The following is a 19529-nucleotide window of genomic DNA, read 5'->3' as shown; positions in this document are numbered from 1 at the left end:
CGGCGGCCTCCGGCGCGTTCCCCGCGCTGGCGCAGCCCGCGAGCGCGGCGGCCAGCGCCGCAACCGTGAGAAACCGATGCATGAGACCTCCCCGTTTTCCTGAAGCGTAGCTTTGGAAAGAAGGAAGCGTCGCCTTAAATCCGGGTCAGATTTGGGCCGTTTCGAGGGCGCGCCGCGCGGCGTCCAGTTCGCCGGCCATCACCGCCTTCAGCCGCGGCGGCTGGACGATCGCCACCTGATCCCCCCAGGTGAACAGGTGCCAGGCCAGTTCGCGCATGCCCGAGGCGCGGAACCGCACCAGCACGCCGCCGTCGTCCAGCTCCTCGACCGTCTGGGTGGGATGCCAGCGCCAGGCCCTGGCCTCCGCCGCGCCGTCCGGGGTCACCCGCAGGACGACGTCCTCGATCTCGTCCTGGTAGATGCCGAAGGACTGGCTGGCGAAGGCCTGGAGGTCGAAGTCGGCGGGCGGCGCGGCCACGCCGGCCTCGGCCTTGACCGCGCTCATGCGGTCCAGGCGAAAGGTCTGGATGCGGCCGCTCTCGCGATCGGCGGCGACCAGATAGTTGGCGCGGCCGAACATCACCCCGCACGGGGCCACGCTGCGCCGGCGCGCCTCGGCCCCGGGGCGGCTGTAGATGAAGGCCAGCGGCTGGCCGGCCAGGACCGCCTGGCGGATCTCGGTCAGCACCGCCTCGTCCGCCGACGGTCGCGGCCCGGCCTGCACCGCGATGGTCTCGGCCCGCACCAGGGCTTCCAGATCGGGCGCCAGGCGGTTCAAGGTGGTCGAACGCATGGCGGACTTGAGTTTCCGCTCCAGCCCCTCCAGCGCCGCCGGCCGGCCGGGCTCGCCCGCGGCGCGCAAACCCTGGGCCGCCTTGGTCAGCTCGACCAGCTCCTCGGTCGTGGGCGCCTGTTCGAAGGCCGACAGCCCGCCGCGGATACGCCAGCGCTTGTGCGGCCAGTCCGAGACCTCTTCCGCCTGGGGGAACACGGCCATGACCACGTCCCGCATCCGTTCGGCGCTGCGCCGGCCGATGTTCAGGTCGCGCGAGATGTCGTCCAGCGTCAGGCCCTCGGCGCTGCCGGCCATCCGCCGCGCCAGATCGATCACCATCGCCGCCTTGTCGTGTCTCATGCCCTCAGAAAATCATACGACCGATTCTGACGCAACACTGCCTCATGCTCCGAACATCGACTGAAACACCGCTTCGGAGTTTTCCAAATGGCTCGCGCTTTCGACCCCTCCGCCCACGTCGCCGCCCACCGCTATCTGATCGTCCCCTGCGAGGCCGAGGCCGGCCTGGCGGTCATCTGGGACCGGCTGGAGGAACAGGTGATCGACGTCATCGACGCCCGCCAGTCGGCCCGCTACGCCGACGAAGACGCCCTGTGGGACGAGGCCCGTCCGGCCTTCGACCCGGCCGAGGATTTCCGCCTGGCGGCCTGAACCGGCCTATTCGGGATACTTCTCTCGCATAGCGGCGAAGGTCTGCTCGGCCAGTTCGCGCAGCACGCCCAGATCGATGTCGTCCAGCTTGTTCACATACAGGCAGGCCACGCTGATCTTGTGCTTGCCTAGCCGGGCGAGCAGGGGCGCGTGGGCGTCCGACCCCGGCACGGTGATGTAGAGCGACAGATTGGCCTTGCGCGGCGAGAAGCCGATCCTGGGCCAGTCACCGGTCGGGCCGCGATAGCGGCCGTAGCCGATGATCGAAGGCCCCCACATGATGGGCGTCTCGCCCGACACCTCGGTCAACAGGGCGTTGACCGCCTCGGCGTCGGCGCGGCGCCGGGGGTTGTCCAGGGCGGCGATGAAGTCCGCGACCGGCACATCGGTGGGCTTGGTCTTGGGTTCGGCGGCCATGGGGGTCCTCCGTCAGAAGCGCCGCCCCCTCGGTTCGGCGATGAGCTGATGTTCATCCTGCCAGACAACCAGTCCGGGGTCGCGAGTGGTCAGCACCTCAATATGCATTCCGCAGGCCTCCAGCGCGACCTTCAGCGCATGCATCCGCTGGATATGGCCGACCGCCGTCGGCTTGAACCAGGACAGACCCGGCTGGCCGAAGCCCTTGTGCCCGCCGGTCGAGAATTGTTTCGGGATGGCCAGATTGGTGTTGAACCAAGCCGCCTGCTGTCGCGCCTCGGCCACCGCCCAGCCTGGCGCATGTTCGCTTTCCACCGCTTCGTCTATCGCCTTGAACAGCCCCAAGCGGCTGCGCTGGCGGCCGATTGACTGGAAGCAGACGAAGCGGACGTAGGTCTTGTCGCCTGGTCTCACGCCTCCCCCTTGGCCTTGCGCGATCACGAAGCCGCGCGACGGCATGATCGGAAAATCCGTCACCGTTGTCGATCCGCGCCCTCCCCGTTCGTCATCCCCCGCAATCCTGCACCACGAGGGGGACTTCCCATGACTTTCCAAACCACCGCGCTCTACGCCTCCATCCTGACGTTGATGATCGTCGTCACGGCCAACATCGTCAGCGCCCGGCGAGGGCGGAGCGGAATATCCATCCTGCATGGCGACGACACGACCCTGGCGCTGTGGATGCGCCGGCATGGCAATCTGGTCGAGAACGCGCCCCTGGCGCTGATCCTGATGGGTCTGTGCGAGGCGCGCGGCCTGGGCCCGGCCGGGCTGCACGCGATGGGCGGCCTGTTCGTGGCCGCACGCCTGGCCCACCTCGCCGGCCTGCATCCCGAAAGGACGATGGCGCCGCTCAGGCTCGCCGGCGGCGTCGGCTCCCAGCTTTCGCTGCTCGGCGCGGTCGGCTACCTCGTGTGGTCGCTGATCTGAAGAAACTTCGGGCCTGGTGTCGATCGGCGTCGGCCCCGTTCGTCATCGACGCTCCGATCGTCGGAGCCGTCACTCACAGGAGTTTTGGATGCGGTACATGGCGTTGATCTATTCGGCCCCCGGTTCATCCCCCGAATACGGGACACCCGAGTTCGGGCCGTTCATGGCGGCCTATCAGGCGGCCAACGAACGGTTCCAGAAGGACGGCGTCCTGGTCGCCGGCGAGGCGCTGGAGACAAGCTCCACCGCCACCACGGTCAAGGTGCGCGGCGGGCGGACCGAGACGCTGGACGGCCCGTTCGCGGAATCCAAGGAACAGCTGGGCGGCTACTACATCTTCGAGTGCGCCACGCTGGACGACGCGATCCGCTATGCGGCGATGATCCCGACGGCGGCCTATGGCTCCGTCGAGGTCCGGCCGGTGGCGAACCTTTCGGCGACTTGACGACGGACCTGGCAGCGGCGGCCTCGGTCGCGGACGAGATCGACCGCCTCGTCCGCCGCGACGGGGGCCGCCTGCTGTCGGGCCTGATCGCCAGCCTGCGGGACTTCCAGCTGGCCGAGGACAGCCTTCAGGACGCCCTGGAGTCGGCCCTGGTCCACTGGAGCCGCAACGGCCTGCCGACGACGCCCGCCGCCTGGCTGATGCAGACGGCCCGGCGCAAGGCCATCGACCGCATTCGCCGGACCGCCAGCTTCCGCGCCAAGTCCGAACAGCTGGCCGCCCTGATCGCCCTGGACGGCGCGTCCCGATCCGAAGACGCGCCCGAAGCCATCCCCGACGAGCGCCTGCGGCTGATCTTCACCTGCTGCCATCCCGCGCTCGATCCCCAGGTCAGCGTCGCCCTGACCCTGCGTTCGGTCTGCGGCCTCAGAACCGAGGAGATCGCCCGCGCCTTCGTGGTCAGCCCCGACGCCATGGCCCAGCGCCTGGTCGGCCGGCACAAGATCGCCAAGGCCGGCATTCCCTATGAGACGCCGCCCGCGGAGCACTGGGCCGAGCGCCTGGAGGCCGTGCTGGCGGTCGTCTACCTGATCTTCAACGAAGGCTACGCCGCCTCCTCGGACCGTCTGCTGCGGATCGACCTGTGCGAGGAGGCGATCCGCCTGGCGCGGATACTTGCCGCCCTGCGTCCCGGCGAGGCCGAGATCGAGGGCCTGCTGGCGCTCATGCTGCTGCACCACGCCCGCAACCAGGCCCGGCTGGACGCCGAGGGCGGCCTGGTCGCGCTGGAAGACCAGGATCGGTCGCTGTGGGATCCCGCCCCGATCGCCGAGGGCGAGCGGCTGGTGGTGCGGGCCCTTCGGCGCGGTCGCCCGGGCGTCTTCCAGCTCCAGGCCGTCATCGCTTCGCTGCATGACCAGGCCGCGACCTTCGCCGAGACCGACTGGCACGAGATCGCCCTGGTCTACGACGCCCTGATCGCCGTGCGGCCCAATCCGGTGTTCGAGCTGAACCGGATCGTCGCCCTGTCCTATGCGGTTTCCGTCGAGGCCGCCCTGGCCCGGCTGGCCGGCGTGGCCGACGCTCTGGCGGCCTACCAGCCCTACCACGCCGTGCGCGCCGACCTTCTGGCCCGGGCCGGGCGGACGCCCGAGCGCGCGCGGCCTATGACGACGCGATCCGCCTGTCGGGAACGGAGACCGAGCGCCGGTTCCTCGCGGCGCGCCGCGACCGGCTGTGAAGCCGGGCCCGCGGCTTACAGCGACTTCACGATCCCCTCGACCATCTTCTTGGCGTCGGCGAACAGCATCATGGTGTTGTCGCGGAAGAACAGCTCGTTCTCGACGCCGGCGTAGCCCGAGCCCATGCCGCGCTTGATGAACAGCACCGTGCCGGCCTTCTCCACGTCCAGCACCGGCATGCCGAAAATGGGCGACTGCGGGTCCGTCTTGGCCGCCGGATTGGTCACGTCGTTAGCCCCGATGACGAAGGCGACGTCGCACGAGCTGAATTCCGAGTTGATGTCCTCCAGCTCGAAGACCTCGTCGTAGGGCACATTGGCTTCTGCGAGGAGCACGTTCATGTGGCCGGGCATGCGGCCGGCGACGGGGTGGATGGCGTACTTCACCTCCACCCCCTCCTCCTTCAGCTTGTCGGCCATTTCGCGCAGCGCGTGCTGGGCCTGGGCCACCGCCATGCCGTAGCCGGGGACGATGATGACCTTTGAGGCGTTCTTCATGATGAAGGCCGCGTCCTCGGCCGAGCCCTGCTTGACCGGCCGGGTCTCGACCGCGCCGCCCGCCGCGCCCGCCGTCTCGCCGCCGAAGCCGCCCAGGATGACGCTGATGAAGCTGCGGTTCATGCCCTTGCACATGATGTAGCTCAGGATCGCGCCCGAGCTGCCCACCAGGGCGCCGGTGATGATCAGGGCGATGTTCTCCAGCGTGAAGCCCAGCGCCGCCGCGGCCCAGCCGGAGTAGGAGTTCAGCATCGAGACCACCACGGGCATGTCGGCCCCGCCGATGGGGATGATCAGGGTCGCGCCCAGCACCAGGGCGATCAGGAACACGCCCCAGAAGGCCCAGGTCGCGGTCCCGCCCGAGCCGATCAGCAGGCCGATCAGCAGCACCATCGCCAGGGCCAGGGCGATGTTGATCAGGTGCCGGGCCGGCAGGATGATCGGCGCGCCGGACATGTTGCCGTTCAGCTTGGCGAAGGCGATCACCGAGCCGGTGAAGGTGATCGCGCCGATGGCGACGCCCAGGCTTAGCTCGATGATCGACAGGGTCTTGATGCCGACGGCCCCCGAACTCGCAACCGTGGCGATGCCGAAGCCCTCGGGCGCGTAGACGGCGCCGACGGCAACCAGACAGGCGGCCAGGCCGACCAGCGAGTGGAAGGCCGCGACCAGCTGGGGCATCTGGGTCATCTGCACCCGCCCGGCGATCAGCGCGCCCGCGCCGCCCCCGACCACCACCCCGCCCAGGATCAGGCCGGCGGTCAGCAGGTCCAACGTTCCCGACGACCACAGGGTCAGCAGGGTCACGCCGACCGCCAGCGCCATGCCGATCATGCCGAAGGTGTTGCCCCGGCGGCTGGTCTCGGGGCTGGACAGGCCCCGCAGCGACAGGATGAACAGGACGCCGGAGACCAGATAGGCCAGGGCCGCGATGGATGGGCTCATGCGATCAGTTCCCCCTCAGCGATCCGGCGGCGGACAGGCGGTGCGCGCCAGCCGCCACAGGGCGGCGGCGATGAACAGCGGGGCCAGGAAGACCATGGCCCAGTCGAGTATCCCCATCGGCTTGTCCTGGGTGACGATGCGCAGCAGCACCGCCCCCGCGATCAGCACCAGGCCGCAGTCCAGAAGCCGGATGCGCTGGACGGGGTTCTTCTCGCGCAGCCAGCTCCACAGCCACAGGCCGACGCCGATCGCCGAAGCGCCCCAGGCCACGCCGGTCGCGAACTGGTCGACGCTCCACGTCACCGGGCCTCGGCTTTCGGCCGTTCCTTCTTGCGGTACATGGCCAGCATGCGCCGGGTGACCATGAAGCCGCCGAAGATGTTGACGCTGGCCAGGGTCACCGCCGCCACGCCCGCGCCCTTGGCGATCCAGCCGTTCGCGCCGTTCCCCGCCAGGGCGGCCGAGGCGATCAGACCGCCGACGACGATCACCGAAGAGATGGCGTTGGTCACCGCCATCAGCGGCGTGTGCAGCGCCGGCGTGACCGACCAGACCACGTAGTAGCCGACGAAGATGGCCAGGACGAAGATGGCCAGGCGGAAGACGGTGGGATCGACGTGTTCCATGATCAGCGCCTCCTGGCGTTATGAGATTCCGAGCCCTGTAATTTCGGAGTACGGCCCCACCAAACTGCGAACACAAGGAGGCCCAGAGCCGCCAACCCGCCTAGCCAATAGAACGGACCCAAATCGATGACGTAATCCCACGGGTTCGCGCCCGACTCGGCGGCCCTCAACTTCTGGAAGGCCAGGAGGTGATCTCGAGCAGACAATCCAAGGAGCACGGCGACGAAGAGGAACGCCGCGACGCGGAACCAAGCGCGGCGGCTCACCCCTTCACCCCCTCATGCACCACGGCCCCGCCGTGAGTGACCACCGACGCCTTCAGGATCTCGTCCTCCAGGTCCACCGTCAGCGCCCCATCCTTGACCATCAGCCCCACGAAGGCGGTCAGGTTGCGGGCGTAGAGCGCCGAGGCGTCCGCCGCGATCCGGCCGGGCAGGTTGGACCAGCCGACGATCTGCACCCCGTTCGGGGTCGTCACCACCTCGCCCAGCTTGGCCCCTTCGACGTTGCCGCCGTTGTCGATCGCCAGGTCGACGATCACCGAGCCCGGCTTCATCGAGGCCACATGCGCGGCCGTCACCAGGCGCGGCGCGGGCCGGCCCGGGATCAGGGCGGTGGTGATGACGATATCCTGCTTGACGATGTGCGACGCCGTCAGCTCGGCCTGCTTGGCCTGGTATGCCTCGGACATCGGCTTGGCGTAGCCGGCGGCGGTCTCGGCGGCCTTGAACTCCTCGTCCTCGACCGCGACGAACTTGGCCCCCAGGCTTTCGACCTGTTCCTTCGACGCGGGCCGCACGTCGGTGGCGGTGACCACCGCGCCCAGGCGGCGGGCGGTGGCGATGGCCTGCAGGCCCGCGACGCCCGCGCCCATGACGAACACCTTGGCGGCGGCGACGGTGCCGGCCGCCGTCATCATCATCGGAAAGCCCTTCCCATAGGCATAGGCCGCCTCGATCACCGCGCGGTAGCCGGCCAGGTTGGCCTGGGATGACAGCACGTCCATCACCTGGGCGCGGGTGATACGCGGCACGAATTCCATGGCGAAGGCGGTGGCGTTGGCGCCGGCCAGGGCCTGGACGGCGTCCTTCTCGCGGTAGGCGTCCAGCATGGCGGCGACCACCGCACCGGGCTTCAGCGCGCTGATCTCCTGGGCCGTCGGCCCCCGCACCTTCAGCAGGATGTCGGCGCCCGAGAGCACCGCCTTGGTGTCCGGCTTCACCGCCGCGCCCGCGGCCTCGAACTCGGCGTCCGGGATGGAGGATCCCGCTCCCGTCCCCGCCTCGACCGTCACGGTCGCGCCGAGCCCGGCCAGCTTCTTCACCGTTTCCGGCGTGATGGCGCAGCGCGTCTCGCCTTCACGGCGCTCACGGGTCACGGCGATGGCGACGGCCAAGCGAATCCCTCCGTCTCAGACAGATGGACCGACGTTAGGCCTTTCGGGAAGGGCGCGTCAAAGCGCTAGCGTAGGCAGCCGCGCTCAAGCAGCGAGGCGCCGCGCGCCGAGCGATAGCGCCCTAAAAAGCGCTCAAGCAGCGAGCGACCGCGTCCCGAGCGCTAGCGCCCTAAAAAGAGCGCTCAAGCAGCATCGCGCCGCGCGCGATGCGGTAGCGCCCCCAAAGAACTCAGTGCGCCTTGTCGCGCAGGAACCAGCCGCCAGCCACCAGCATGACCACCATGACGATGAAGCCGCCGAAGAAGCTGCCGTTCGGCATGAACCAGATCGTCAGGAAGGCCAGCACCGCCGCGATCAGCAGCGAGCCCCATTTGGCCAGGCCCATGAACAGGTGGAAGGTCGACACCTGCTCGCTGATCTCCTGCGAGCCGCGAACGTAGTCGTCGTGAGCGTGGGGGTCGGCCATGGTCGGGTCCGGGAATCTGGAATTCGGTCTGGCCGTCCTTATAGCGAGGCCGGCCGCCCGCTCAAGCCGCCCGGGCCAATTCGCTCCGGGCCATTTCGCCTCAGCCGCCAAGCCCCGGGGGTCAGCCCAGGGCCTCGAACTGATCGATCAGGCGCTCCAGCCGCTTCGTGCCGATGGTCCAGAAGATCGGGTCGCGCGGGTTCAGACCGAACGGCGCCAGGGCTTCGACGTAGCCCTTGGCCCCGCCGCCGGCCAGGAGGTCGCGGTACAGCGGCGTGAAGCCCGCCGGATCCTTCGCCCGCGTCTCCATCAGCGCCGCCACCAGCAGGTCCCCGAACGCATAGGCGTAGACATAGAAGGGCGAGTGGACGAAGTGGCTGACATAGCTCCACCAGTGCTCGTAGCCCCGGTTCAGCGTCACGGCCGGCCCCAGCGACCCGCCCATCTCCTCCAGCCACAGCTCGCCGATCCGCTCGACCGGGACCTCGCCGTTGGCGCGCTCATCGTGGAAGCGCGTCTCGAACCGGTGGAAGGCGATCTGGCGCACCACGGTGTTCAGCCCGTCCTCGATCCGGCCGGCCAGCAGGCCGCGCTGCTCGGCCTTGGGCGCCGTCTTGAGCAGCCGGTCGAAGGTCAGGCCCTCGGCGAAGATCGAGGCCGTCTCGGCCAGGGTCAGCGGCGTGTCGGCCAGCAGGCTGCCCTGCCCCGCCGCCAGCGTCTGGTGCACGCCGTGGCCCAGCTCGTGGGCCAGGGTCAGGACGTCGCGCCGTTCGCCCATCCAGTTCAGGAAGACATAGGGGTGCCGATCCGCCGTCACGGGGTGGGCGTAGGCGCCGGACTGCTTGCCCGGGCGCGCCTTGCCGTCGATCCAGGGCCGGTCGAAGAAGCCCTGGGCCCGTTCGGCGAAGTCGCCGCCCAGGTCGGCGAAGCTGTCCAGCACGATGGCCCGGCCCTCGGCCCAGTCGAAGCCCCGGGGCGTCGTGGTCTCGATCGGCGCGTTGCGATCCCACTGGTCCAGCACCGGCTTGCCCATCGCCCGGGCCTTCAGCGCGTAATAGCGGTGCGACAGCTTGGGATAGGCGGCGGCCACCGCCTCGGCCATGGCGTCGACCGAAGCCCCGTCCACCTCGTTGGACAGGTGACGTCCGTCGGCGGGGCGCTTGAAGCCGCGCCATTTGTCTTCCAGCGCCTTGTCGGCGGCGACGGTGTTCAGCACCAGGGCCATGGTCGCGGCCCGCGAGCCCAGCGCCTCGTTCAGTCCCTCGGCCGCCGCCTTGCGCCGCGCGGCCTTGGGGTCGGACAGCCGGTTCAGCGCCTCGGACAGAGTCAGTTCGTCCTTGCCCGCCTTCACCTTCATCGCCGCCAGGGTCTCGTCGAACAGCCGGGGCCATTGCGCGCTGATCGGACCGCGCTCGGCCAGGAAGGTCTCCAGCTCCTGGCTCAGTTCGTGCGGCTTCATCGCCCGCACCCGCCGGAACCACGGCGTCCATCGCGACGTGGCCGGATGGGCGGCGACCGCTGCGTCGATCTCGCCGTCCTCCAGCGCATTGACCTCCAGCGTCACCCAGATGGTCGGGGTGGCGATGGCGGTCAGCTTCTCGCGCACCGTGGCCTCGAAGCTCTGGGCCCCGGCGTCGTTGCGGTTGGTCGAGGCGGCCAGGAAGGCGTAGGCCCCCAGGCCGCCCAGGATATCGGAAGCCTGTTCGAACAGGTCCACCGCCCGGTCCAGCCGCCGGCCCAGCTCCGCCGGCTCGCTTCGGGCGGCGACCAGCTGCCCCTGCAGGCTGTTCAGCTCGGCGACCAGGGCGCGGGCGCGCTCCAGGTCCGCCTCGATGCGGGCGTCCTCGCGCGAGGCGTAGAGGTCGGACAGGTCCCAGACAGGGGCGTCCAGGGGATCGGCGGGGGTCTTGAAGGGGGCGTTCATGCCTCCGTTGTGGGGATGCGGCGGCCTCGGCGCAACGCCCGAAAACCGCCAGACGCGCGATCGCCGCGGCCTCATCGTCCGGGTCGAGGAGATCTTCGCATGACGTTCCGCATCCACGCCCTGGCCCTGGAGCCGTTCCGCCCTTTGTTCGCGCTGGACGACGCGACCTTGGAAGCGCTCGGCGCCCGCCGCATGACGGCCGACGCGCCCCACAGCGCCCCTTGCCGGGTCAGCCTGGCCGACGCCCGGCCGGCGAGCGGCTGATCCTGCTGACTCACCGCCACCTGGACGCGCCATCCAGCCCCTACCGCTCCGAGGGGCCCGTCTTCGTCGCGAGGACGCCGAGCGCGCCGTGCCCGGGCCGGGAGAAGTCCCGGACATGCTGGGCCGCCGCCTGCTGTCCGCGCGGGCCTATGACGCCGACTGGATGATGACCGACGCCGACGTGGTCGAGGGCCGCGACCTGGCCGTGCGGCTGGACCGCTGGCTGGCCGATCCCGCGGTCTCGGTTGTGCACCTGCACACCGCCCGACGGGGCTGTTTCATGGCTGAGGCGCGGCGGGTCTGAGGGCTAGGTTCAATCGACATTCAGTCGATAATCTTGGCCTCTCAAATCCTTGTTTTCCGTCATGGCCGGGCTTGTCCCGGCCATCCAGGATCACGATCGGGGCCCTTGGAGGTCTCGACCTGCGCCTTTCGTGTTCATGGAGTCCCGGCGGGTTCACCCCTCGGGCGAGGCCGCGCAAGCGGCGCGACCCGGGGGCCGGGAATGACGGACTTGAATGTCGATGGAACCTAGGGCGCGAAGACCGAAATCAGGGCCGCCAGGTCCGGCTCTCCGACCCGGCGCGCCGCCTCCTCCCGGGACACCCAGGCGCGCTCCCGCTCCGCCTGCTCGCGCCATTCGGCGTGTTCGGTCGTGACCTCCAGCGCATAGACGGCGACCACGCACCAGCGGGGCGCCCGGCGCTTCAGGATCTTCAGGTAGCGGAACCCGCCCAGAGGGTCCGCGCCGACCACCCCCTCGACCCCCGCCTCCTCCAGCGCTTCCTGGGCCGCCGCCCGGGCGTCGGTCTTGCCCGGCATCCGTCCGCCCTTGGGCACGACCCAGCGCCGCGTCTCGCGCGAAGTGACCAGCAGGATCTCGACGCCGTCCGGCCCTCTCCGCCACGGCAGGGCCGCCACCTGTCGGCGTTCGGCCCTCTCGGTGCGGATCGCGTCGTTGGCCATCAGGTCAGGAAGAACCCGCCCAGCCAGAAGAAGGCCGCGCCTATGGCCGCGGCCGCCGGCATGGTGACGAACCAGGCCGTGACGATGCTGCGCGCCACGCCCCAGCGGACCGCGCTGGCCCGTCGCGCCGCCCCGACCCCGACGATGGCCCCGGTGATCGTGTGGGTGGTCGAGACCGGAATGCCCAGGCCTGTGGCCAGGAACAGGGTGATCGCCCCGCCCGTCTCGGCGCAGAAGCCCTGCTGCGGGGTCAGGCGGGTGATGCGCGATCCCATGGTGTGCACGATGCGCCAGCCCCCGAACAGGGTGCCGAGCGCGATCGCCGCCTGGCAGGTGATGACCACCCAGAAGGGCACGTGGAACTCGGTCCCCGGCGGCGCCCGCGACAACAGCAGCACGGCGATGATGCCCATGGTCTTCTGGGCGTCATTGCCGCCGTGACCCAGCGAATAGGCCGAGGCCGAGACGAACTGCAGCTTGCGGAAGACGCGGTCCGCGAACGACGGGTTGGCCTTCACGAACGCCCAGGACACGAGGAACACCAGCAGCAACGCCAGGGCGAAGCCCACCGCCGGCGACAGGAAGATGGCGAACACGGTCTTGGTCACGCCCGCGACGACGATCGCGCCCGTCCCCGCCTTGGCGACACCCGCGCCCAGCAGGCCGCCGACCAGGGCGTGCGAACTGGACGACGGAATGCCGGCCAGCCAGGTGATCACGTTCCAGCTGATCGCCCCCATCAGGGCGCCGAAGATGACCTGGTCCGAAACGATGCCGGGATCGATGATCCCCTTGCCGATCGTGTTGGCCACGTGAAGGCCGAAGAACAGGAAGGCGATGAAGTTGAAGAAGGCCGCCCAGCCCACCGCATAGACCGGCGGCAGGACGCGCGTGGCGACGATGGTCGCGATGGAGTTCGCCGCGTCGTGCAGGCCGTTCAGGAAGTCGAACAGCAGGGCGACGGCGATCAGGAAGATCAGGATCAGCAGGGCGTGGTCCATCCGGGCCGCTCCCTACAGGTGCTCGACCAGGACGCCGTTGATGCGGTTGGCCACGTCCTCGAACCGGTCCACCACCTTCTCCAGGTGGTCGTAGACCTCGGCTCCGGTGATGAAGGCCATCGCGTCGCCGCCCTTGTGCGCCTCGTACAGCGCCTTCATCCCGGCGTCGTACAGGGCGTCGGAATCGCTCTCCAGCCGCGCGATCTTCTCGGTCAGTTCGTTGAGCCGCCCGTGGTTCTTGCGCATGGCGGGCAGAAGCGAGACGGCCTCCACGGTCAGGGTCGCCGCCTCGACCGCGATGTCGCCCAGCTGGCGCATGTGCGGGGCGAACGCGCGCATCTCGTACAGGGTGATGACCTTGGCGGTCTTCTGCATCTGGTCGATGGAATCGTCCAGCGAGTTGGTCAGCCCCCGGATGTCGGATCGGTCGAAGGGGGTGATGAAGCTGCGCCGCACGGCGAACAGCACCTCGCGCGCCACGGCGTCCGCCTCGTGCTCGTGATCGACGATCCGCTGGCACCAGCGCGGCACGTCGTCGCCGCCTTCCAACACCTGCGCAGGGCGTCGGCGCCCTTGATCAGCGTCGCCGCATGGGCGTCGAACAGGCGAAAGAAGTTGTCTTCCTTGGGCAGCAGCGCCTGGAACCAGCTGAGCATCGGCGAATCTCCGGGAATCGCGACCGCGATCCGCGCTCACTCCCGCGTCGCCGCGACGGCGTCAACCCGTCAGCTCCCGGACGATCAGGCGCTCCAGCGGATCAGCCCGTCTCTTTCGCGGCGGCCTCCGCCAAGGCGCCGCAGTCGAACCGCTGGCAGAACTTCTCCATCAGGGCCCCCATCTGTGGGATCAGCAGCGGCGTCATCACCTCCTGCAGCTCGACGTTCATGTCGGCCTGCTTTTGCACGACGGACCGGCCCACCGGGGATTCGTAGAAGGCGATGGCGGCCTCCAGCTCCTGGGTGGTGAAGCTGTCGGCCACGTCGTCGCGAAGCTCCGCCAGGGTGGTGCGCATCACCTCCTCCAGCAGGCCGGCCATGTTCTCGACCATCCAGGCGCGCTGTTCGGCCGGCAATTGGGATTCGCCGTAGCCCTCCTCGATCTGCCGCCGGATCTGCTTGAGCAGGTCGCCGCCCTGGGTCAGGTCGAGATAGCGGCCGGCCAGGGCCAACTGCCGTTCTCGCGCCGCGTCAGGCGCCTCCTGGGCGAAGGCCGGCGTCGCCCAGATCGTGGCGACGGCGACCAGAATGGCGAAACTCCGCATGACGCTCCCTCTCCTGCGACGCCATCATCGGCACGGCGCCGGGTTCTGCGCAAACGAAAAGACCGTCCGGTCCAGCCGGCGGCCGGCGAACCCGGCCGGCCTCAGGTCCGGTTTCGCGCGTCATAGGCTTCCCGCGCCGCCGCCACATCCGGCATCCGCGTCTCGGCCCAGTCGATCATCGGTTGCAAGGCCTCGACCAGAGCGCCGGCCAAGGGCGTCAGCGCATAGGTGACCGACACCGGCACGGTCGCCTCCACCGTCCGCGTCACCAGGCCGTCGCGCTCGAGCTGGCGCAAGGTCTGGCTGAGCATCTTCTGGGACACCCCCGCCACGCGCCGCTTCAGCGCGTTGAAGCGCTGGGGGCCTCGGTCCAGCACGATCAGCAGCAGCACCGTCCACTTGTCCGCCACGCGATCCAGCAGTTGGCGCGTCGGGCAGTCGGGGGCGAACACGTCGCCGCGCCAGGTTTCCGCGCGGTGACCAGATGAGGTTTCGGTGCCTTCTTGCATGACCACACTCCATACAGCACCTGGTTACCGTTAGAAACTATAGGAGTTCCCCATGAAAGTCTCGGTTCTGGGCGCCAGCGGCCGCGCCGGCTCGGAAATCGTCCGCGAACTGGCCGCCCGCGGCCACCAGGTCGTGGCCATCGCCCGCAAGCCCGAGGCCATCCCGTCCGGGCCCGGCGTGACGGCCCTCGCTGGCGACGCCTCGGACCCGGCCGCCCTCGCCGACCTGATCCAGGGTTCGGACGCCGTCATCAGCGCCCTGCACCACGACATTCCCGCCGACACCTTGCTGACCGCGATCAAGACCGCCGGCGTTCCCCGCCTGCTGGTCACCGGCGGCGCGGGCAGCCTGGAGGTCGCGCCCGGCGTCCGCCTGATCGACACCCCCTCCTTCCCCGAGGAGTTCAAGCCTTACGCCATCCCCGGCGTCGCCTTCCTGGAGGCTCTACGCAGCGAGACCGAGGTGGACTGGACCTTCTTCTCCCCGCCCGCAGTCCTCGAGGAAGGCCCGCGCCTGGGACGCTTCCGGCTGGGCCGCGACCAGCTCATCGCCGACGACAAGGGTGAAAGCCGGATCAGCTTCGCCGACTACGCCATCGCCATGGCCGACGAGGTCGAGCAACACCGCCACCCCCGCGCGCGTTTCACCGCCGCCTACTGAGCCGGCTTCGACGCGGCCGGCCCAAGAAAAAGGCCCCGGAGATCTCTCTCCGGGGCTTTCGTCATTCTGTTCTGGCGCTGGAGCCGATCAGGCGCCCAGCGAGGCCGGGTCGACCTTGAAGCCCGGGCCCATCGTCGACGACAGGCTGATGCGCTTCACATAGGTGCCCTTGGCGCCGGACGGCTTGGCGCGAACCAGAGCGTCCACGATCGCCTTGACGTTGGCTTCCAGGGCGTCCTGGGCGAACGAGGTCTTGCCGATGCCGGCGTGGACGATGCCCGCCTTCTCGACGCGGAACTCGACGGCCCCGCCCTTGGCGTCCTTGACGGCCTGGGCGACGTTCGGGGTCACGGTGCCGACCTTCGGGTTCGGCATCAGGCCGCGCGGGCCCAGCACCTTACCCAGACGGCCGACCAGAGCCATCATGTCCGGCGACGCGATGACGCGGTCGAAGTCCATGAAGCCGCCGTTGATCTTTTCGTACAGATCCTCGGCGCCCACGTGCTCGGCGCCGGCCGCCTTGGCTTCCTCGGCCTTGGCGTCCTTGGCGAAGACGGCGACGCGGACGTCGCGGCCCGTGCCCGACGGGAGGTTGACCACGCCGCGGACCTGCTGGTCGGCGTGACGCGGATCGACGCCCAGGTTGACGGCGATCTCGATCGACTCGTCGAACTTGGCCTTGGCGTTTTCCTTCACCAGCTTGATGGCGTCGGCGAACGGCAGCAGCGACTCGCGGTCGCCGGTCCAGGCTTGGATGCGCTTGGCTTGCTTGCCCATGATCAGTTCTCCACCACGTTCAGGCCCATGGCCCGAGCGGAGCCTTCGATGATCTTGGCGGCGGCCTCGATATCGTTGGCGTTCAGGTCCTTCATCTTCTTCTCGGCGATCTCGCGCAGCTGGGTGCGGGTGATCTTGCCGGCCACTTCGCGGCCGGTCTTGGTGGCGCCCGACTTCAGGCCGGTGGCCTGCTTCAGGTACCAGGTCGCCGGCGGCGTCTTGGTGACGAAGGTGAACGACTTGTCCTGGTAGACGGTGATGACGGTCGGAAGCGGGGTGCCCTTGGCTTCCTTCTCGGTGCGCGCGTTGAACTCCTTGCAGAAGCCCATGATGTTGACGCCGCGCTGACCGAGCGCCGGCCCGATCGGGGGCGAAGGCGTGGCGGAGCCGCGGGCACCTGCAGCTTGATGTAGCCGAGAATCTTCTTGGCCATTGGTCTCTCCTAAACGGTGATCCGGAACTCAATCCGGACCGGTGAGCCGTGGTGCGGCATGGCGGCCTTCCACGGATTTATGCGAGCGAACCCGCACCGCCCTGTTCAGAGCGAGGCGCGCGTATAGCGGAAGGGAGGCCGAAACACAATCCGCCCTTCCTTTCGTCATCCCGGGGGCGCGTAGCGAACCCCGGGACCCAGCGGCGCCGAAGGCGAATGCGCGGAGGTTCCGTACTCCTGACAGGTTTCGCGCTAGCGCGCGCCGCTGGGTCCCGACCTTCGCCGGGATGACGAAAGAAAAAGCCGCGCCCTTGCGAGGCGCGGCTTCAAATCCTCTGGCGCTTCGTGCCGCGCCCCTAGGCCGCGACCTTCTCGACCTGATTGTACTCCAGGTCCACCGGGGTCGGGCGGCCGAAGATGGACACGGCCACGCGCAGGCGGGCGTTGTCCTCGTCGACGCTCTCCACCTGGCCGTCGAAGCTGGCGAACGGGCCGTCGATGACCTTGACGGTCTCGCCGATGTCGAAGCGGATCGTGGGCTTCGGACGCTCGACGCCTTCTTCCACGGCGCCGATGATGTTCTGGACTCGCGCTCGGAGACCGGCAGCGGCTTGGTGCCGCCCGCGGCGCCCAGGAAGCCCGTCACCTTGGGCGTGTTCTTGACCAGGTGATAGGCGTCGTCGGTCATCTCCATCTTCACCAGCACGTAGCCCGGGAAGAATTTGCGCTCCGAGTTCACCTTGCGGCCGCGGCGGATCTCGACAACCTCTTCGGTCGGGACCAGGATTTCCGAGAAATTGTCCTCAAGCCCCTGCTGCTTGGCCTGGTCGCGCAGCTGCTCGGCGACCTTCTTCTCGAAGTTCGAATAGGCGTGGACGATGTACCACTTGTGCCGGGGGTTGGCGGGCTTGGCGTCGGTCATGGTCTTTTAGTCTCTTACTGGCCGATCGCGAGGATGAACTGCGAGGCGTAGGTCAGGCCCGCGTCCACCACGAAGAAGAACAGGCTGGCGACCGCCACCATGATGAAGACCATCACCGAGGTGATCCAGGTCTCCTTGCGGCTCGGCCACACGATCTTGCGCGCCTCGGCGCGGACCTGGCTGGCGAATTGCGGGATGGAGGTCCGCTTCTTGGGGGTCGGAGCGTCGGCCGCGACCGCGTTGCCGGCGATGGCCGGTTGGGCGGTCTGGGGACGGCGTCCCGTGGGGGTCTTGGCCTTGGCCATGCGGATCTCTTCAAACACCTATGCCTGCCGCACCAGATGGGAAGTCCCATCCGGCTGCGACAGGGGAGAAATGGCAGGAGTTGGGGGACTCGAACCCACGACCCCCGGTTTTGGAGACCGGTGCTCTACCAGCTGAGCTAAACTCCTAGACAAAAAACACAACGCGCCGCGGGCGGGCCCAACGGCGCGTGGTCTTCGCCAGAGCCGGGGTGATTACCAGCGCCGCCCCGGCATATCAAGCCGTTCCGGCCGCGCTCAGCCCTGTTCCTCGATATGGGCCGCGATCGCCTGGACCTCGTCCTCCTTGCGCACCAGCTGCTTGAACAGCAGCTTGTCGATCCGCCGGTCGTCCATGTCGATCACCTCGACCTCGAAACGGCCCAGCTGCAGGATTTCGCCCTCGTCGGGCACCCGCGACAGCTGGTGAAGCACCAGGCCGGCGACGGTGTGGAAGCCCTCGGCCTCGCCGAAGTCCTCGCCCAGCGTGTCCGCCAGCTCCTCCAGATCGGTCTGGCCGTCGACCAGCCAGCTGCCGTCCTCGCGCTGACGGATGTAGGCCTCGCTGTCGTCGTGGCCCTCGTCGAAGTCGCCGGCGATCATCTCCAGCAGGTCGGTGGCCGTCACCACGCCTTCGAAGCGCCGAACTCGTCCACCAGGAAGGCCATGTGCACCTTCGAGGCCTTCAGGATCTCCAGCGCCTTCAGAACCGAGGTCGACTGGGGGATGAAGGCGGGCGTCTGGACCAGCTTCTCGACGTTGAACTCGCCGTTGTCCAGCAGGCTGTCCAGCAGGTCCTTCTTGTGCACCACGCCCAGCGGGTTATCGACGTCGTTCTCGCGCGCCACCACGATCCGCGAGTAGGGGCAGGTGCGGATCTCCTCGCGCAGCTGCGCCTCGGTGTCGTCGAGCGCGATCCAGAACACCTCGTGGCGCGGCGTCATCGCCACCCGGATCGGCCGGTCGCCCAGGGTCAGGATCTCCTCGATCATCTCCTGCTCTTCCGGCTCGATCAGGCCGGCCGAGGTGCCCTCGGCGATCATCGTTTCGACCTCCTCCTGGGTCACGTCCGAACCGTCGCGGTCCTTGATGTTCAGGACCTTCAGGATCGCCGACGTCGAGGCGGTCAGGATCACCACGAAGGGTTTCAGCACGATGGCCAGGGCCGAGATCGGCGCGGCCATCTTGGAGGCCACCGCCTCCGGGAAGATCAGGGCGATCCGTTTGGGCACCAGCTCGCCGACGATCAGCGAGACATAGGTGATCAGCACCACGACGATGGCCGTGGCGATGAACTCCGACCACGGCGCGATGGCCGGCAGGCCGGTTTCTAGGATGTGGTTCAGCTCGCCGGCGATCGTGGCCTGGCCGTAGGCGCCCGCCAGGATTCCGATCAGGGTGATGCCGACCTGGACCGCCGACAGGAATGGGTGGGCTCCTCGGCCAGGTTCAGCGCCGCCCGCGCGCCCCGGTCGCCGCGCTCGGCCCGGCTCTGCAGGCGGGACTTGCGCGATGAGACGACCGCCAGCTCGGTCATGGCGAACAGGCCGTTGAGCACCACGAGGAGCAGAACGACGGCGATGGCGATGGCTAACATCTAGGAGGTGCGGAACCGGCGCGGCGCGACTGACGGCGTCCGCGAGCGGGATGATAGGGGCGTTTCGCCCCCTTCGCCACGGAATCCTGCGAAATCAGCGCCTCGGGCCCGCCTCGACCGCGCCATAGGGCCCGCGCGCACCTGTGTCGCCGCCCGGATGCGCCGCGCAGGCGCACATCCCGATCAATGTGCCGATGAACAGGCCGATGTGCACCGCGCGCCGCATATGGTTACCGAAATCCTAACAACCCTGGCCGAACGTAGGGCACGGGATTCGGGTTGCAGGCAAGCCGATGCGCGCGAGAGGCTGTGCGTTAACCAGGCCGTGCGCCGGACAGGCGAGCAAAGCAAAGCCCCCGCCGGATCGCTCCGGCGGGGGCCCTGTTACGCGTTTACTGGTATCGCCCGATTACTCGGTGATCTTGGAGACCACGCCGGCTCCAACCGTGCGGCCGCCTTCGCGGATGGCGAAGCGCAGCTTCTCTTCCATGGCGATCGGGGT

The 19529-nt window shown here is 68.8% G+C and carries 24 protein-coding genes, 1 tRNA gene and 3 pseudogenes; 7 read left to right on the top strand and 21 right to left on the bottom strand.

Features of this window, described 5'->3' with window-relative positions:
• Positions 1–145 precede the first annotated feature (145 nt).
• A complete protein-coding gene (locus AC2W7C_RS02445) occupies positions 146–1135 on the bottom strand; it encodes a helix-turn-helix transcriptional regulator (protein WP_486000017.1) in 990 nt (329 codons plus the stop codon).
• Positions 1136–1222: 87 nt separating this feature from the next.
• Here AC2W7C_RS02445 and AC2W7C_RS02440 point away from each other — a divergent pair, with 87 nt between their 5' ends.
• A complete protein-coding gene (locus AC2W7C_RS02440) occupies positions 1223–1447 on the top strand; it encodes a hypothetical protein (protein ID WP_486000016.1) in 225 nt (74 codons plus the stop codon).
• Positions 1448–1453: 6 nt separating this feature from the next.
• On the opposite strand, the gene AC2W7C_RS02435 is transcribed toward AC2W7C_RS02440, so the two are convergent.
• Together AC2W7C_RS02435 and AC2W7C_RS02430 are read right to left on the bottom strand one after the other, a co-directional pair.
• Complete coding sequence (locus AC2W7C_RS02435; protein WP_486000015.1) at positions 1454–1864, bottom strand: DUF1801 domain-containing protein; 411 nt, start codon at positions 1862–1864, stop codon at positions 1454–1456.
• Positions 1865–1876: 12 nt separating this feature from the next.
• On the bottom strand, positions 1877–2323 hold the full coding sequence (locus AC2W7C_RS02430; RefSeq protein WP_486000014.1) for a hypothetical protein: 447 nt from the start codon (positions 2321–2323) through the stop codon (positions 1877–1879).
• An 84-nt stretch (positions 2324–2407) separates the two neighbouring features.
• On the opposite strand from AC2W7C_RS02430, the gene AC2W7C_RS02425 reads away from it, so the two are divergent.
• From AC2W7C_RS02425 to AC2W7C_RS02415, 3 genes are all read left to right on the top strand, one after another.
• Positions 2408–2794 (top strand): MAPEG family protein, encoded by a 387-nt coding sequence (locus tag AC2W7C_RS02425; protein ID WP_486000013.1) that lies wholly within the window; start codon positions 2408–2410, stop codon positions 2792–2794.
• Between the two features lie 97 nt (positions 2795–2891).
• The gene (locus AC2W7C_RS02420) at positions 2892–3239 is read left to right on the top strand and encodes a YciI family protein (protein ID WP_486000012.1); all 348 of its coding nucleotides are present in this window, start codon (positions 2892–2894) and stop codon (positions 3237–3239) included.
• Positions 3236–4594 (top strand): RNA polymerase sigma factor, encoded by a 1359-nt coding sequence (locus AC2W7C_RS02415; RefSeq protein ID WP_486000011.1) that lies wholly within the window; start codon positions 3236–3238, stop codon positions 4592–4594. The genes AC2W7C_RS02420 and AC2W7C_RS02415 overlap by 4 nt, the downstream gene beginning before the upstream one ends.
• On the opposite strand, the gene AC2W7C_RS02410 is transcribed toward AC2W7C_RS02415, so the two are convergent.
• The 6 genes from AC2W7C_RS02410 to AC2W7C_RS02385 form a co-directional block, all read right to left on the bottom strand.
• The gene (locus AC2W7C_RS02410) at positions 4495–5922 is read right to left on the bottom strand and encodes an NAD(P)(+) transhydrogenase (Re/Si-specific) subunit beta (RefSeq protein WP_486000010.1); all 1428 of its coding nucleotides are present in this window, start codon (positions 5920–5922) and stop codon (positions 4495–4497) included. The genes AC2W7C_RS02415 and AC2W7C_RS02410 overlap by 100 nt on opposite strands.
• A 15-nt stretch (positions 5923–5937) precedes the next feature.
• Positions 5938–6225, bottom strand: coding sequence for a hypothetical protein (locus AC2W7C_RS02405; protein ID WP_486000009.1), 288 nt, complete (start codon positions 6223–6225; stop codon positions 5938–5940).
• Positions 6222–6548, bottom strand: a complete 327-nt coding sequence (locus AC2W7C_RS02400) for an NAD(P) transhydrogenase subunit alpha part 2 (protein ID WP_486000008.1) — start codon at positions 6546–6548, stop codon at positions 6222–6224. The genes AC2W7C_RS02405 and AC2W7C_RS02400 overlap by 4 nt, the downstream gene beginning before the upstream one ends.
• 262 nt (positions 6549–6810) lie before the next feature.
• Positions 6811–7944 carry a Re/Si-specific NAD(P)(+) transhydrogenase subunit alpha gene (locus tag AC2W7C_RS02395; RefSeq protein ID WP_486000007.1) on the bottom strand — a complete coding sequence of 378 codons (1134 nt, stop codon included), beginning with the start codon at positions 7942–7944 and terminating at the stop codon, positions 6811–6813.
• A gap of 229 nt (positions 7945–8173) precedes the next feature.
• Entirely contained in the window at positions 8174–8410 is a 237-nt protein-coding gene (locus tag AC2W7C_RS02390; RefSeq protein ID WP_486000006.1) for an aa3-type cytochrome c oxidase subunit IV, read from the bottom strand.
• Positions 8411–8531: 121 nt separating this feature from the next.
• Complete coding sequence (locus tag AC2W7C_RS02385; protein WP_486000005.1) at positions 8532–10334, bottom strand: M3 family oligoendopeptidase; 1803 nt, start codon at positions 10332–10334, stop codon at positions 8532–8534.
• A gap of 99 nt (positions 10335–10433) precedes the next feature.
• On the opposite strand from AC2W7C_RS02385, the gene AC2W7C_RS02380 reads away from it, so the two are divergent.
• Both AC2W7C_RS02380 and AC2W7C_RS02375 read left to right on the top strand, forming a co-directional pair.
• Complete coding sequence (locus tag AC2W7C_RS02380) at positions 10434–10598, top strand: hypothetical protein (RefSeq protein WP_486000004.1); 165 nt, start codon at positions 10434–10436, stop codon at positions 10596–10598.
• 31 nt (positions 10599–10629) lie between these two features.
• Entirely contained in the window at positions 10630–10902 is a 273-nt protein-coding gene (locus AC2W7C_RS02375; RefSeq protein ID WP_486000018.1) for a DUF1203 domain-containing protein, read from the top strand.
• A gap of 227 nt (positions 10903–11129) precedes the next feature.
• Here AC2W7C_RS02375 and AC2W7C_RS02370 read toward each other — a convergent pair whose 3' ends face one another.
• The 5 genes from AC2W7C_RS02370 to AC2W7C_RS02350 form a co-directional block, all read right to left on the bottom strand.
• Positions 11130–11564: an NUDIX hydrolase gene (locus AC2W7C_RS02370; protein ID WP_486000003.1), complete on the bottom strand. Its 435-nt coding sequence runs from the start codon at positions 11562–11564 to the stop codon at positions 11130–11132.
• Complete coding sequence (locus tag AC2W7C_RS02365) at positions 11564–12565, bottom strand: anion permease (protein WP_486000002.1); 1002 nt, start codon at positions 12563–12565, stop codon at positions 11564–11566. The genes AC2W7C_RS02370 and AC2W7C_RS02365 overlap by 1 nt, the downstream gene beginning before the upstream one ends.
• A gap of 12 nt (positions 12566–12577) precedes the next feature.
• Entirely contained in the window at positions 12578–13096 is a 519-nt protein-coding gene (locus tag AC2W7C_RS02360; RefSeq protein ID WP_486000001.1) for a DUF47 domain-containing protein, read from the bottom strand.
• 226 nt (positions 13097–13322) lie between these two features.
• Entirely contained in the window at positions 13323–13826 is a 504-nt protein-coding gene (locus AC2W7C_RS02355; RefSeq protein WP_486000000.1) for a DUF2059 domain-containing protein, read from the bottom strand.
• Between the two features lie 101 nt (positions 13827–13927).
• Positions 13928–14335 carry a winged helix-turn-helix transcriptional regulator gene (locus AC2W7C_RS02350; protein ID WP_485999999.1) on the bottom strand — a complete coding sequence of 136 codons (408 nt, stop codon included), beginning with the start codon at positions 14333–14335 and terminating at the stop codon, positions 13928–13930.
• A 52-nt stretch (positions 14336–14387) separates the two neighbouring features.
• On the opposite strand from AC2W7C_RS02350, the gene AC2W7C_RS02345 reads away from it, so the two are divergent.
• Positions 14388–14996 (top strand): NAD(P)-dependent oxidoreductase, encoded by a 609-nt coding sequence (locus AC2W7C_RS02345; RefSeq protein ID WP_485999998.1) that lies wholly within the window; start codon positions 14388–14390, stop codon positions 14994–14996.
• Positions 14997–15083: 87 nt separating this feature from the next.
• Here AC2W7C_RS02345 and rplA read toward each other — a convergent pair whose 3' ends face one another.
• The 7 genes and pseudogenes from rplA to AC2W7C_RS02310 form a co-directional block, all read right to left on the bottom strand.
• Positions 15084–15773 carry a 50S ribosomal protein L1 gene (gene rplA, locus AC2W7C_RS02340; protein ID WP_485999997.1) on the bottom strand — a complete coding sequence of 230 codons (690 nt, stop codon included), beginning with the start codon at positions 15771–15773 and terminating at the stop codon, positions 15084–15086.
• 2 nt (positions 15774–15775) lie between these two features.
• Positions 15776–16206: pseudogene (rplK, locus tag AC2W7C_RS02335) on the bottom strand (50S ribosomal protein L11).
• Positions 16207–16562: 356 nt separating this feature from the next.
• Positions 16563–17128: pseudogene (gene nusG, locus AC2W7C_RS02330) on the bottom strand (transcription termination/antitermination protein NusG).
• 14 nt (positions 17129–17142) lie between these two features.
• Complete coding sequence (secE, locus tag AC2W7C_RS02325; RefSeq protein WP_485999996.1) at positions 17143–17433, bottom strand: preprotein translocase subunit SecE; 291 nt, start codon at positions 17431–17433, stop codon at positions 17143–17145.
• 71 nt (positions 17434–17504) lie between these two features.
• Positions 17505–17580: transfer RNA gene (locus AC2W7C_RS02320), tRNA-Trp, on the bottom strand.
• Positions 17581–17688: 108 nt separating this feature from the next.
• A pseudogene (locus AC2W7C_RS02315) lies at positions 17689–19027 on the bottom strand (hemolysin family protein).
• 409 nt (positions 19028–19436) lie between these two features.
• Positions 19437–19529: EF-Tu C-terminal domain-related protein (locus AC2W7C_RS02310; protein ID WP_292095371.1), on the bottom strand; the 93-nt coding region annotated here is incomplete at its 5' end.

Source organism: Brevundimonas sp. CURTG3B2_SDJG, assembly GCF_057364705.1.
This window is presented reverse-complemented; position numbering and strand designations above follow the sequence as displayed.

What these genes read in the sequence shown, in the direction of transcription:
- AC2W7C_RS02445 (WP_486000017.1), bottom strand. Translation starts at nt 1,135, where the DNA reads ATGAGACACGACAAGGCGGCGATGGTGATCGATCTGGCGCGGCGGATG.
- AC2W7C_RS02440 (WP_486000016.1), top strand. Translation starts at nt 1,223, where the DNA reads ATGGCTCGCGCTTTCGACCCCTCCGCCCACGTCGCCGCCCACCGCTAT.
- AC2W7C_RS02435 (WP_486000015.1), bottom strand. Translation starts at nt 1,864, where the DNA reads ATGGCCGCCGAACCCAAGACCAAGCCCACCGATGTGCCGGTCGCGGAC.
- AC2W7C_RS02430 (WP_486000014.1), bottom strand. Translation starts at nt 2,323, where the DNA reads ATGCCGTCGCGCGGCTTCGTGATCGCGCAAGGCCAAGGGGGAGGCGTG.
- AC2W7C_RS02425 (WP_486000013.1), top strand. Translation starts at nt 2,408, where the DNA reads ATGACTTTCCAAACCACCGCGCTCTACGCCTCCATCCTGACGTTGATG.
- AC2W7C_RS02420 (WP_486000012.1), top strand. Translation starts at nt 2,892, where the DNA reads ATGGCGTTGATCTATTCGGCCCCCGGTTCATCCCCCGAATACGGGACA.
- AC2W7C_RS02410 (WP_486000010.1), bottom strand. Translation starts at nt 5,922, where the DNA reads ATGAGCCCATCCATCGCGGCCCTGGCCTATCTGGTCTCCGGCGTCCTG.
- AC2W7C_RS02400 (WP_486000008.1), bottom strand. Translation starts at nt 6,548, where the DNA reads ATGGAACACGTCGATCCCACCGTCTTCCGCCTGGCCATCTTCGTCCTG.
- AC2W7C_RS02390 (WP_486000006.1), bottom strand. Translation starts at nt 8,410, where the DNA reads ATGGCCGACCCCCACGCTCACGACGACTACGTTCGCGGCTCGCAGGAG.
- AC2W7C_RS02385 (WP_486000005.1), bottom strand. Translation starts at nt 10,334, where the DNA reads ATGAACGCCCCCTTCAAGACCCCCGCCGATCCCCTGGACGCCCCTGTC.
- AC2W7C_RS02380 (WP_486000004.1), top strand. Translation starts at nt 10,434, where the DNA reads ATGACGTTCCGCATCCACGCCCTGGCCCTGGAGCCGTTCCGCCCTTTG.
- AC2W7C_RS02370 (WP_486000003.1), bottom strand. Translation starts at nt 11,564, where the DNA reads ATGGCCAACGACGCGATCCGCACCGAGAGGGCCGAACGCCGACAGGTG.
- AC2W7C_RS02365 (WP_486000002.1), bottom strand. Translation starts at nt 12,565, where the DNA reads ATGGACCACGCCCTGCTGATCCTGATCTTCCTGATCGCCGTCGCCCTG.
- AC2W7C_RS02355 (WP_486000000.1), bottom strand. Translation starts at nt 13,826, where the DNA reads ATGCGGAGTTTCGCCATTCTGGTCGCCGTCGCCACGATCTGGGCGACG.
- AC2W7C_RS02350 (WP_485999999.1), bottom strand. Translation starts at nt 14,335, where the DNA reads ATGCAAGAAGGCACCGAAACCTCATCTGGTCACCGCGCGGAAACCTGG.
- AC2W7C_RS02345 (WP_485999998.1), top strand. Translation starts at nt 14,388, where the DNA reads ATGAAAGTCTCGGTTCTGGGCGCCAGCGGCCGCGCCGGCTCGGAAATC.
- rplA (WP_485999997.1), bottom strand. Translation starts at nt 15,773, where the DNA reads ATGGGCAAGCAAGCCAAGCGCATCCAAGCCTGGACCGGCGACCGCGAG.
- secE (WP_485999996.1), bottom strand. Translation starts at nt 17,433, where the DNA reads ATGGCCAAGGCCAAGACCCCCACGGGACGCCGTCCCCAGACCGCCCAA.